Annotated in this window: 13 protein-coding genes; 1 reads left to right on the top strand and 12 read right to left on the bottom strand. The window is 35.8% G+C overall.

From position 1 onward, the window contains the following. Positions 1-15: 15 nt before the first annotated feature. The 8 genes from der to prsW all read right to left on the bottom strand — a co-directional run bounded on the left by der (position 16) and on the right by prsW (position 7,572). Positions 16-1,326, bottom strand: coding sequence for a ribosome biogenesis GTPase Der (gene der, locus MHB48_RS07420; protein WP_342600851.1), 1,311 nt, complete (start codon positions 1,324-1,326; stop codon positions 16-18). Positions 1,327-1,432: 106 nt separating this feature from the next. Then, positions 1,433-2,572, bottom strand: coding sequence for a 30S ribosomal protein S1 (gene rpsA, locus MHB48_RS07415; RefSeq protein WP_342600850.1), 1,140 nt, complete (start codon positions 2,570-2,572; stop codon positions 1,433-1,435). Positions 2,573-2,665: 93 nt separating this feature from the next. Next, on the bottom strand, positions 2,666-3,253 hold the full coding sequence (locus MHB48_RS07410; protein WP_342600849.1) for a lysophospholipid acyltransferase family protein: 588 nt from the start codon (positions 3,251-3,253) through the stop codon (positions 2,666-2,668). A gap of 1 nt (position 3,254) precedes the next feature. After that, positions 3,255-3,929 (bottom strand): (d)CMP kinase, encoded by a 675-nt coding sequence (gene cmk / locus MHB48_RS07405; protein ID WP_342600848.1) that lies wholly within the window; start codon positions 3,927-3,929, stop codon positions 3,255-3,257. 77 nt (positions 3,930-4,006) lie between these two features. Next, positions 4,007-4,654: a flagellar brake domain-containing protein gene (locus tag MHB48_RS07400; protein ID WP_342600847.1), complete on the bottom strand. Its 648-nt coding sequence runs from the start codon at positions 4,652-4,654 to the stop codon at positions 4,007-4,009. A 74-nt stretch (positions 4,655-4,728) separates the two neighbouring features. Then, a complete protein-coding gene (locus MHB48_RS07395; RefSeq protein ID WP_342600846.1) occupies positions 4,729-6,012 on the bottom strand; it encodes a PepSY1/2 domain-containing protein in 1,284 nt (427 codons plus the stop codon). Positions 6,013-6,021: 9 nt separating this feature from the next. Continuing rightward, positions 6,022-6,786: a spore cortex-lytic enzyme gene (sleB, locus tag MHB48_RS07390; protein ID WP_342601324.1), complete on the bottom strand. Its 765-nt coding sequence runs from the start codon at positions 6,784-6,786 to the stop codon at positions 6,022-6,024. A gap of 93 nt (positions 6,787-6,879) precedes the next feature. Beyond that, a complete protein-coding gene (prsW, locus tag MHB48_RS07385; RefSeq protein ID WP_342600845.1) occupies positions 6,880-7,572 on the bottom strand; it encodes a glutamic-type intramembrane protease PrsW in 693 nt (230 codons plus the stop codon). A gap of 79 nt (positions 7,573-7,651) precedes the next feature. Here prsW and MHB48_RS07380 point away from each other — a divergent pair, with 79 nt between their 5' ends. Continuing rightward, positions 7,652-8,623: an asparaginase gene (locus MHB48_RS07380; RefSeq protein ID WP_342600844.1), complete on the top strand. Its 972-nt coding sequence runs from the start codon at positions 7,652-7,654 to the stop codon at positions 8,621-8,623. A 61-nt stretch (positions 8,624-8,684) separates the two neighbouring features. Here MHB48_RS07380 and MHB48_RS07375 read toward each other — a convergent pair whose 3' ends face one another. The 4 genes from MHB48_RS07375 to MHB48_RS07360 form a co-directional block, all read right to left on the bottom strand. Next, positions 8,685-9,245: a hypothetical protein gene (locus MHB48_RS07375; protein ID WP_342600843.1), complete on the bottom strand. Its 561-nt coding sequence runs from the start codon at positions 9,243-9,245 to the stop codon at positions 8,685-8,687. Positions 9,246-9,626: 381 nt separating this feature from the next. Then, complete coding sequence (locus tag MHB48_RS07370; protein WP_342600842.1) at positions 9,627-10,607, bottom strand: YpdA family putative bacillithiol disulfide reductase; 981 nt, start codon at positions 10,605-10,607, stop codon at positions 9,627-9,629. A gap of 25 nt (positions 10,608-10,632) precedes the next feature. Continuing rightward, positions 10,633-11,400: a metallophosphoesterase gene (locus MHB48_RS07365; RefSeq protein WP_342601323.1), complete on the bottom strand. Its 768-nt coding sequence runs from the start codon at positions 11,398-11,400 to the stop codon at positions 10,633-10,635. Between the two features lie 87 nt (positions 11,401-11,487). Beyond that, complete coding sequence (locus MHB48_RS07360; RefSeq protein ID WP_342600841.1) at positions 11,488-12,120, bottom strand: CBS domain-containing protein; 633 nt, start codon at positions 12,118-12,120, stop codon at positions 11,488-11,490. Positions 12,121-12,193: the final 73 nt, after the last annotated feature.

The following is a 12,193-nucleotide window of genomic DNA, read 5'->3' as shown; positions in this document are numbered from 1 at the left end:
CCTAAACCTATATAATCAAGTTCTTGCGCGAGTAATAATTCGTATTGGAGTCCCTTCAAAATCAAAGGATTCACGAATTCGATTTTCTAAAAATCGTTCATATGAGAAATGCATCATTTCAGGTTCATTTACGAACACAACAAATGTAGGTGGCTTAATAGCTACTTGAGTTGCATAATAAATACGAAGTCGTTTTCCTTTGTCTGTTGGAGCAGGATTACGTGCTACAGAGTCCTCAATTACCTCATTTAATACGGAAGATTGAACTCGTAGTGCATGGTTTTCACTTACTTTATTAATAACTGGGAAAATAGCATTTACACGTTGTTTGGTTTTTGCTGAAACAAAAATAATCGGTGCATAATCTAAGAATTGGAAATGTTCACGAATGGATTTCGTCATTTCATTCATAGTTTTGTCATCCTTTTCGATTGCATCCCATTTATTCATAACAATAATTACTGCTTTTCCGCCTTCATGCGCATATCCAGCAATTTTTTTATCTTGCTCTTGAATTCCTTCTTCCGCATTTAAAACAACTAAAACAACGTCAGAACGTTCGATAGCCTTTAAAGCACGAAGCACACTGTATTTTTCAGTTGTTTCGTATACTTTTCCTTTTTTACGCATTCCAGCTGTATCAATCATCACGTAATCTTGATCGTCAAATGTATACTCCGTATCAATAGCATCTCGTGTTGTACCTGCTATTTCACTTACAATTACGCGATCATGCCCTAAAAATGCATTGATTAAAGAAGATTTACCAACATTCGGTCTTCCGATTAGAGAGAATTTGATAACTTCTTCGCCATACTCTTGATCTTCTACTTCTGGGAAGTTTTTCGCCACTTCGTCTAATAAATCTCCTAAACCAAGACCATGAGATCCTGAAATAGGGAAAGGTTCACCCATTCCTAAAGAATAAAAGTCATAAATCATTTCACGCATATCAGGATTATCAATTTTATTTACTGCTAAAACGATTGGTTTTTTTGTTTTGTATAAAATCTTAGCTACATACTCATCCGCTGATGTAATTCCTTCACGACCATTTGTTAAGAAAATAATAACATCTGCTTCATCCATTGCGATTTCAGCTTGTTGTTTTATTTGTTCTAAAAACGGTTCATCACTTAATTCAATACCACCTGTATCAATAATATTAAATTCATGTGTTAACCAATCGGCAGAACTATATATACGATCACGTGTAATTCCTGGAATATCTTCCACGATAGATACACGCTCTCCTACGATTCGATTAAATATAGTCGATTTGCCGACATTCGGCCTACCAACGATTGCTACTACTGGTTTTGTCATTACTTATTCATCCTTCCAACTTCGTCTATTTTGTATTATACAACAAAATGACAAAAGCAGGCGACTTTATTGAAGTCACCTGCTTTGTGATTCTTAGTTACTAATCTTATTTTGTAAAGTTTTTTAGTCTGTCACCTAGCACATCACTAATGGAGAAACCTTTAGATTCTTCCGGTAGTTGATAATCAGCCAAATTAAATGCATCCTCGTTTTCAACTAGCTCTTTAATACTTAAAGAAAGTCGTTTTTCCGCACTATTTACCTCTAGCACTTTCACTTGGACTTCTTGGCCTTCTTTTAACACTTCTTGCGGTGTACCAACATGTTGGTGTGCAATTTGAGAAATATGAACAAGTCCTTCCACACCAGGGAATACTTCAACAAATGCTCCATAAGAAACAAGTCGTTTAATTTTACCTGTTAATACAGCTCCTTTAGAAGCTTTTTCTTCCATTTCTGCCCATGGACCAGGTAAAGTATCTTTAATAGATAAAGAAATTCTTTCTGCATCTCTATCGATTGAAAGTACTTTCACTTTCACTTGTTGTCCTTCTGATAAAACATTAGTCACACTCTCCAAATGTTCATGAGAGATTTGCGAAATATGCACAAGTCCGTCTACTCCACCTATATCTACGAAAGCACCAAATGAAGCAATTCGTTGTACTGTCCCAGAAACTATATCTCCACTTTGAATGGAATTCAATGTTTTTTGTTTACTTACGGATTTTTCATCTTCTAGAACTGCTTTATGTGACAGGATTAATCGATTTTTATCTTTTTCTAACTCGACAATTTTAAAAGTTAATACTTTGCCTTTATAATCTTCAAACGACTCAACGAAATGATCTTCAATTAAAGAAGCAGGTATGAATCCACGTACGCCTAGATCTACGACCAATCCACCTTTAACTACCTCTTTTACTTCTGTTTCAATAATTTCTCCTGCTTGATATTGCTTTTCTAACTGTTCCCATGCTTTCTCAGCATCCACTTTTCGTTTAGAGAGAACAAAGTTTGTTTCTTCTACTTTTGTAATCATAAGTTCTAATTCATCACCGATGGAAACGGAGTCGGATGCTTTTTCAATATGCAAGCTAGATAGTTCACTAATTGGAACTATTCCATCGAAAGGTGCACCTTCAATTGATACGATTACGGATTTTTCGTCTACCTGTGCAACCGTCGCTTTTACTAGATCTCCCTCTTTAAACTCATGTGTGTTTAAGTTCATTTCTTCTGACATATGATATTCCTCCTTCACAACGTCTCTTATCTATTTTATGCGAACTAAGACAGAAATACAAAAAGAAGCACTTCTGGAAAATAAAAATTCTAATTATTTTGTTTTATGTTCTTCAAGTAATTGAGCAATATTTGCCATAATAACTTCCGTCACTTCTTCAGGAGAAGCCTTTCTTTCTCGATATGGCTGCATATCTATTACATTCCCATATACTACCTTTAAACGCCTGAACGGCTTATATGGACCGACAATCGCACATGGTACGACGTTTGCCTCTCCTCTTAAAGCAAAGAATCCTGCACCGCTAAAACCCTTTCCAAGCTTCCCATCTTTACTTCTCGTTCCTTCTGGGAAAAGACCGACCACTTCGCCTTCTTTTAATAGCTTTAAAGCACGACGTAGTGCATCACGATCACTCATTCCTCTTTTTACGGGAAATGCATGTACTCCCGGTAGGATACTTTTTAATAATGGTATTTGAAACAATTCTTCTTTTGCCATAAAATTTACGGGCCTCGGAGCATTTATCCCGACAACAGGGGGATCTAATGCATTAATATGATTGGTACAGAGCAATATCCCTCCATCTTTTGGAAAGTTATCAGCTCCAATCACATCGAATCGATAAATTGGCTTTAAGGCGGTAAAAACGATCGTCTTTGCAAAGGAATAAAGATTCATTTTAAACCATCCTCTCTTTAGCTAGCTGCATAATCTTCTCGGAAACTTCTTCGATTGTTAGCGAGGTTGTGTCGATGTAGATGGCATCTTCAGCTTGTAATAAAGGAGATGCTTCTCGTTCACTATCTAATTTATCTCTAAGAGCAATCTCTTTTATTAGTTCTTCTAAACTTGTATTAATTCCTCTTTTTTGGTTCTCTAAAAATCTTCTACTTGCTCTTTCTTCCACGCTAGCAGACATGAATATCTTAAGCTCTGCATTGGTTAATACATGTGTCCCAATATCCCGTCCATCCATTACAATACTGCCGTTTTTACCCATTTCAACCTGTCTTCTTACCATTTCTGCTCTTAAGTTTGCATGAGCAGCTACAGCTGAAACGGAAGCAGTTACTTCTTTAGAACGAATTTCTTCCGTTACCTCTCTATTATCTAAAAATACTAATTGTCCTTTAGGAGAAGGCTTTAACTCAATAGAGGTTTTATTCAATAGATCTGTTAATTTTTCTCCGTCTAGCAAATCTATGTTTGAATGTATTGCTTTATACGTAATAGCTCGATACATTGCTCCTGTATCCACATATGTATACCCTAATAACTCGGCTGTTTTTTTAGCTATTGTACTCTTACCTGCCGCAGCTGGACCATCAATAGCAACTTGTATTTGTTTCGTCATATTTTTATCCTCCACTCTATTCGAATATATTTTATCATAGAATGATACGAAAAAAAAAAGCCTGTAAAAACAGACTTTTACTTCAATCCTTTTTTCCTCATTAATAACTGTCTTTCAAAGCAAAAACGTACAATGTGTTGCTTATCTATATCATCCGTATCAGTAAATTGCAAGGATGCTAACGTTAGGGAATCTTTGTCCCAAATGCGCACAACTTTAGCAATAGTAGATACGTATTTAATATCCCCATTGTTGAATGCTAAGGGGATTAATATCGATACATCGTCATTAGCTTTAAATTTTACCTCTCGATTCAATAATATTGCACTACCTCCTGCACTAATATCGTCTGTAATAAATTGATACTTTTCATCTTCAAATTGAACAGACACATCTAGTGGTGAATGGACACGTACAAAATCTCTTCGTTGAATTTTAATAATTTCGGAATCACCTGGATACGAAAGCCTAATCATCGGAATTTGCCCATTCCTCTTTCCTAACACTTCTGTTTGGAAGGCAAACGCTGACTTTAATTCTTCTACATAGGTGGCACGTAGCTGGGTACCGTCAATTAAAAATACAGTTTTGTTTGTTATTGTGTCGATAGGATAATCCACATAAATATATTGATCATCCATATCAACTACTTTACAACGGTATTTTTCTTTTTTCTCAGTAAAGGTTGGCTCTAAGGTTAAATTTGTACCTAACTTGATTTTCATGTTTTTACCCTCTTCAAATGTCATAATACTTTTATTATGACATTTAAAGTTTCCATTTTCTATAAGAAAATATTTTACGGGAGTTTTTCTGAGTGTAATATTTCGTGAGTTTCCGTATCAATATATATTTTATACGTGCCAATAGTATCACTTCTTGTTAAAACTTCATATGCAAGACGTTGTTGTAATTGTTGATTTTCCACATAGGATAATCGCTCTTCTTCTACAGAGAAATTCCCGGAAAATAGTTCATCATAATTTATAGGAATAACTTTTTGAGGTACAAGCTTTTCCTTTTGAATATATTCCATTGCATTTAATCCTAAAAGCTCTCCATTATCTTTTGCAACTTTCAACTGAACGCCATCTGCATACACTAGTGCATTATTTTCAGCATCATTTCTTGCAAAAGCTAAATGCCAAGCAATATTATTTTCTCGGAAATCAACCATTTTCGTATCGGCATAATTAAAGGATTTCATATATTTTAATGCTTTAGCTTTCATTTGTTCAACACTAATGGTTGTATTATCAAAAGGTCTTTCCAATAAGAAGGATAGTAGATGACCTCCTTTTTTCGTGAAATCTGCATATCCAATTCGAATTCCCTTATGAAATTCTACATGATAAAAGGGATAAGGAGCATCTTTTGCGCTTTCTGTAATATGCAGTTTAGCATCTTTTAGTTCAGGGAACAGCTCCCTAAATTTTTGTTTTACTTGATCCATACTAATCTCTGCGTCTTTAATGTGTTGCAAATCCTTCTTCTTTTGTTGATCCGCTTCACTTGCAGTCATTGGAAAATCACTTTCCGTATAAGTTTTTACAGAACTCCCAAGAGCTTTCCAACTCTTCTCATTTTCTTTACTTACTTTGTTTTGTACAAAAGATGCTACGATATAATCTTTCTTTCCATCCTCTCTATTCGTAAAAGCCCATTGATCAGATAACGATCTTAAATTATCACGAGCACTTGTCATGTTTTTTTGCCATTCTTCTATTGGCACTTTTCCAGCCTTAACTTGCGAAGCGCCATTTCCAATACGGGTTAAATAATTCATCCACACCGTGGAGGTTTCTTGATCTATTGGTAAGGCTGAAATAGATGCCCGCACATCAGAAGATACTCTCCATACATCATCTAGAGGTTTATCGAGTGCGGCTTTATCTTTAAATAGTAATGTCTGATCAATGGAATCACTTAATACCGTAAGCTGTTCAGAAGCTGTTGTTAATTGATTTGCATATTGGTTTGCAAGTGCAGTTTCTAATCGCGTGTTTTGGGCTTGAACTTGAAAATGATATACAAGAAATATGGCGGCAGCAGCAACAACTATTATCCATACAATTTTTTTCATTTTATCTCCTTATGAACAAAATATATGCTGTCCGATTTTTTTAATTTGTGGTCTAGACCAGATCCATTCACTAGTAGCAGTTTCCGGGTTAAAATAGTAGATAGCATTTTCAGTTGGATCCCATCCATTTAGTGCGTCTAATACAGCCTCTTTAGCACGTTCATTCGGCTCTAACCAAATTTGCCCATCTGCTACTGCAGTAAATGCTCGTGGTTGGAATATTACTTCGCTAATTGTATTTGGAAAATCAGGGTGATCAACTCGATTTAATATAACTGCTGCAACTGCAACTTGCCCTTCATATGGCTCTCCCCTAGATTCTCCATATACTGCGTTTGCAATTAGCTTTAAATCTTTTTCTGTGTATTTTGGGGGAAGCTGCATATTTGTACTTTCCGGTTTTTTATTTTTTACTTGTGCCTTTAGGTCCTTCCCACCGTAATGTGTAAAACTATTACCTTTTTTTATTTGTTCATGCACAAATTTCTCATTGAATTCCGAAGCATTCACAAGCTTTTTCTTCGTTTTTTCACCTAACATTCCATCGACAGGAAGTCCGTATTTCTCTTGAAAATTTCTAAGGGCCCAGTAAGTGCTGTATCCAAACTTACCGTCTATTTCACTCGTGTAATATCCAATGTATTGTAGTCTAGCTTGTAGCTCAATTACATCATCTCCGTATGCTCCCCGTTCTAATATCTGAGCGGAGAAAGCCTGTGTAGGTTGCTCTTGATTTAATAACGCATAACTAGCTGTACAAATTACCAAGCTAATAAGGATGTATTTAATTTGTTTCAAACGACATCTCTCCTTTTTATATAGCTTGGGTAAGTTTTTACTAAATATACAAAAAAAATCTAGCATCAGCTAGATTTCCTCTCTAATAAAATATTCATGATGTTCATATCTTCTTTTATGCGATAAAATATGTGCTTTCTTTACTTTTGATAAGCCAAATACCCATAAAAAAAGCATGAATGGGACCATTAAGATTAGTTCAAATCCAGTAAAAATTAAAATGCTATTATATATTATATGTAAAACTAAAGGAGCAGCTAATGCATACGTAATTTCATATCGGGACTTATTTAAAGTTGAAAATTTTGCTCTACCTAAATAATACCCCATTACGACACCAAATAATGCATGACTGGAAACTGGAAGCAACGCACGCATAAATGCATCATGCATACCAAAGTTTAATAGGAACAAAATATTTTCGACCGTTGCGAATCCAAGAGAAACACTAGCTCCATATAAGATCCCATCGTAAGGATCATCAAACTCCACATGTTTGTATATAGCTACTAGAAGTGCTAACCATTTAAAAAACTCTTCTAAGGTGCTAGAAAATAAGGCATTTCGAATAAATAAGGCTGAAAATACTTGCTCTTCTTGAATTACATGCTGAATAAATAAAATTGGAAAAGTTAATATAGCGCCATATATAAATGTGTGTAACAATAATCTAGAAGGCTCTTTGGCAATTTCTTTACGTAAATAAAAATAACTTAAAAGTGCAAGTGCAGGAGCAATTGCAACGGAAAGCAGTATGAACATATCCTTACTCCTTCCAATTCATTATCTTTATTATACATTATTATTTGCATTAATTGTAAAAATTTTGGGGGTTTTTCTATTGAAAACAATTTTACTTATTCATACAGGCGGAACAATATCTATGCAAGTAAATGCGGAAACAGGCGCAGTAGTTCCTGCTTCTCAAAATCCTCTCATTGTAGAGGCAGAAAAACTAAAAAAACTTGCAAATATTTTGGAAATCGAGGCTTTTAATTTACCTTCTCCTCATATTACCTCTGCGGAAATGTTAACTCTAAAACAGTTAATCGATCAGTATATAGTAGAAAAAAATATTGATGGAGTTGTCATTACACATGGTACAGATACATTGGAAGAAACAGCCTACTTTTTGGACATAACAGTCGATACATCGATCCCGATCGTGATAACAGGTGCAATGAGATCTTCCAATGAAATTGGCTCAGATGGGTTATACAATTTAGTTTCTGCTATAAAAGTAGCCTCATCAAAGGACGCAATTGGTAAAGGGGTATTAATTGTCTTAAATGATGAGATACATACCGCAGAAAATGCGACAAAAACGCACGCTAGCAATGTCAGCACCTTCCAAAGTCCGCAATATGGACCCATTGGTTTTATTTCAAAGTCCATTGTACATTTTCATCATTCTCCTAATTACCGGACAGTTTTCCCAATTCAAAGTATCTCGAAACGAGTAGCACTTTTTAAAGTGTATGCAGGAATGGAACCAGATTTATTAGAATCATCCATCCAGCTAGGCTATGACGGAATAGTATTGGAAGGATTAGGTCAAGGAAATGTGCCTCCGAGCCTTGTCCCTATTATTGAAGATATCTTGCAAAGAAACATACCAATTGTACTCGTTTCTCGTTGCTTTAATGGAATTGCACAAGATGTATATGGTTATGTAGGTGGTGGAAAAGGGTTAAAAGAGCTAGGAGTCATATTTGCACAGGGCATAAACGGTCAAAAAGCAAGACTGGCACTCCTCATTGCTCTTAATCATCCAGACCCACAAAAAGCAATGAATCATATTTTCTCTATCTAAGAAAAGTGCCAGCCTTGCCCTTATAAGCGTGTTAAGTTGATTCATGTTAACTGTTCCACAATCATTCCTGGATCGCTTTGGAACATATTTCTGCTATACCATTACCGAGAGTCAATCGTGGAGAGAAGCCTAGAGATAAAGTTTGTCCTGAACAAATTGTCAGGAAAAGAGCACTTTCTGAAAATAAAAGAATTACTACTTTTATATTGTTGATGTAAGTGCCCGAAGATTCAATTTCGGGCACTTTATCCTTTTCTACGGTAATTCCTTGCTTATTCTGACAAAAATAGGCGGAAGGCAACGGCCATACGATTACCGAAAAGATGGGGCTGTCCAATAAGCCCATAAAATTGAAGCAGGTGTAGAAAAACGAGTCTTTTTCTACACCTGTTATTTGTATACTTTTTATAAAACTACTATTTTTTGTAGGCAATTGATTGTAGGGGAAGACGGCGACTCCAGCGGGAATAGCAGATGTTTTCTGCACCGAAAGCGAAGCGGCAGGTGCATGAGCTGAAGGCCCCGCAGGAGAGAACAAAGGAACAAAGGCTAAGAACGCCACCTCAAATGGAAGGCAATCTAAGTTCGCCGCGTCCTGCGGCAACGATTGCATGACCCACATCCTGTGGGCCTCAACGCCTTCGTGACCAACATCGTGTTGGCCTGAGGAGACTAAAGCCATGCCCGCGGAAGGCGTCCGTCAGGAACGGAAATCAATACATTGGAAAAGGGACCATCTCTCAGTCACTATATGACTTTAGGGACAGCCCCTTCTAGAAATCCCGGTAATGGTGTAATAGTCGCTCTGTCCAAAGCAATCCGAAAACAAGGAGAAACAAAGTAAATATAGGCATATCCATTTTCAAGAAATGGTTTGAAAAGTGCTGTATCTGTATAATTACAGAGTACTCTTTATGTCATGTCTTTCAAGTCGTTACTGCTAAAGCTCCGTTTTGGTTCTACAAGTGATCTCTGAAATCTGGACAGTCACAAGACCAAAATTTTATATTTTCGTGTCTTTTCTCTTGCGTTCAATTTCTTGAGCAATTTGATTTCCATGGAATCTTCCATTTTCAATAAAAATTTCATTTGCATTATTCCCTGCCGCTATCACACCTGCGATAAATATACCTTCTACATTTGTTTCCATTGTTTCTGCATTATATGTAGGTCGACCAGATGTTTGGTCTATCTGAACACCCATTTTCTCTAAAAATACATGGTCAGGATGATAACCTGTCATCGCAAAGACAAAATCGTTTTCCATTTGGAACTTTCCTTCTGGTCCATTTAAATAGACAAACTGCTCGTCTATTGACAAAATTTCTGTATCAAAATGCATTTGAATCTCTTTGTTTCGCACGAGCCCCTCAAACTCTGGTAATACCCAAGGCTTTATACTAGGGGAGTATACACTTCCACGATAAGCGACAGTGACATTCGCTCCTGCCTTATTCAGCTCAAGTGCTGCATCTACGGCAGAGTTTTTCCCTCCAATCACCAAAACATTTTGAGCGAAATACGGATGGCCTTCTTTAAAATAATGAAGTACTTTCGGTAAATCTTCACCTGGAATTCCCATAAAGTTTGGATGATCATAATAACCAGTTGCAATTATGACGTAGGTAGAGTGGTAAATTGTTTTTGATGTCGTTACAAGAAAGTAGCGATCCTTTTTTTCCACCTTTTCTACTTGTTCGTATTTATTCACTTGAATATTTTTCAGCTTCGTTACTTCTCTATAGTATACTAATGCTTGATTTCGCTTTGGTTTCCTTTCCTCTACAATAAAAGGTACATTTCCAATTGCTAATTTTTCACTTGTGCTAAAGAAGGTTTGATGAGTTGGATAATTGTATATTGCTTCTACAATGTTTCCTTTTTCGATTACTATTGTTTTCAAACCAAGCTCTTGAGTGGAAATAGCAGCAGCTATTCCACATGGCCCTCCTCCTACAATTAAAACATCTACATGTTGTACCACTGGTAAAACTTCCTTTCTCTTCTTACTATCTTTGATCAATCGATGTGCCATGCATAGTTATTATATGACACTCCGATTTTGCCCCTAACCTTAGTGGAACACCCGTCGTACCAAAACCATTGCTTACAAGCTCTGCGCTGTTCTCATTTATTTTAAAAGTTCCATTTTCATACATACCAAAAGGACCTAAACGAATTTGACCTCCGTGAAGATGGCCAGCTAATAGTAAATGGGGTTTACTTAACTTTTTCGCATGATGGAAATACGCTGGCGCATGTGACACAAAAACGAGGATATCCGTATCTTTTACTTCCTGAAATGCCTCATATATTTTTACATTCCCACTAAATCCATCATTAATCCCAACAAGGCGAATCAAAGAACTTCTAAAATTCAGATCGACCGATTCGTTTACTAGCATGCGAACGCTATGCTTATCGAAGATAGATTGAAGTCTTTGTTCATTTACTTCTCGATCATTATTGCCGTATACGTAATATACTTTTCCAAGTTTTTTTAATTGCTTAATATTGTGCTCTGTACGCTCTAGTGGTACTCCCTTTTCTGTTAAGTCCCCACCAATAATAACTATGTCTACTTTTCCTATAATCGAGTGAATCAATTTGTCATCTATTTTTCTTCGGTGAATATCGGATATGAAAAATAGGTGAAACTGTTCTCCGTCCAGCATTTCTTTTATTTGTATAGAATGCTCTTTCACGTTAATTTGAAATGCAAGAAATAGCATATATAAAAATAAGATGATGAAGATAACGACAATAGATATGACCATATATATCAACTATAAACCTCCTATGTAAACATGCAAAAGGACAGGGAATTATCCCTGTCCTCGCTCGTATTTTCTATATTGATAATTTTACGCATCTTTTTCAATATGTAAAACACGAAAACCTGACTTCTCGAGATCCTTTAAAATTCGATCTATTTTTTGATCGTTCTCAATTTTGAGCACAATTCGGCGAACTAGTTTGTCTGTTTCATCAAATGTTACAAGTGAAATAACAGATGTATGATATTTATGAAGAATATCAGACATTTTTAGAATACGCCCTTCTGATTCAACTGAAGTAAACGTTATCCTCGTACCTTTACTATTCATTCCGAATGCACTTTTAAATTGAGTAATTGTATCATAGCGAGTAACCAGACCAAGAAACTTGTCGTTTTCTACAACCGCAAGGATTGGAAAATCATAGAGCTTGATAAATGCATTTTCAAATACATCCTCTATTTGAACAAACGTATCTTCTCTAGTTATAACATCTGATACTGTTGTTTGTTGTAAAAAGCTTTCTTTATCTAAATCACTATAAAAAAAGGCTTTGTATAAAAGATACTTATTGAACATTCCTTTATACTTTCCATTTTCAATAATCGGTAGTGCATCGATTTCTTTTGCTTCTAGTTCTTGTAGAGCTTCTAATACTGTAGTATTCACATGTACCGTTAAACATTTTTCTTTCGGAATCATGACACTTTTTACAAACATATAAACACCTCTCCCAAACAAGATACATATTTATATTCAACAAAAGCCACAATTATCCTTCTTTTAATCCTAA

It is taken from the genome of Psychrobacillus sp. FSL H8-0483 (genome assembly GCF_038637725.1).
In the GTDB taxonomy this organism is placed as follows: Bacteria; Bacillota; Bacilli; order Bacillales_A; family Planococcaceae; genus Psychrobacillus.
This window is presented reverse-complemented; position numbering and strand designations above follow the sequence as displayed.

Coding starts and splice junctions, on each gene's coding strand:
- der (WP_342600851.1), bottom strand. CDS start 1,326: ATGACAAAACCAGTAGTAGCAATCGTTGGTAGGCCGAATGTCGGCAAA.
- rpsA (WP_342600850.1), bottom strand. CDS start 2,572: ATGTCAGAAGAAATGAACTTAAACACACATGAGTTTAAAGAGGGAGAT.
- MHB48_RS07410 (WP_342600849.1), bottom strand. CDS start 3,253: ATGAATCTTTATTCCTTTGCAAAGACGATCGTTTTTACCGCCTTAAAG.
- cmk (WP_342600848.1), bottom strand. CDS start 3,929: ATGACGAAACAAATACAAGTTGCTATTGATGGTCCAGCTGCGGCAGGT.
- MHB48_RS07400 (WP_342600847.1), bottom strand. CDS start 4,654: ATGAAAATCAAGTTAGGTACAAATTTAACCTTAGAGCCAACCTTTACT.
- MHB48_RS07395 (WP_342600846.1), bottom strand. CDS start 6,012: ATGAAAAAAATTGTATGGATAATAGTTGTTGCTGCTGCCGCCATATTT.
- prsW (WP_342600845.1), bottom strand. CDS start 7,572: ATGTTCATACTGCTTTCCGTTGCAATTGCTCCTGCACTTGCACTTTTA.
- MHB48_RS07375 (WP_342600843.1), bottom strand. CDS start 9,245: ATGTGGGTCATGCAATCGTTGCCGCAGGACGCGGCGAACTTAGATTGC.
- MHB48_RS07365 (WP_342601323.1), bottom strand. CDS start 11,400: ATGGTCATATCTATTGTCGTTATCTTCATCATCTTATTTTTATATATG.
- MHB48_RS07360 (WP_342600841.1), bottom strand. CDS start 12,120: ATGTTTGTAAAAAGTGTCATGATTCCGAAAGAAAAATGTTTAACGGTA.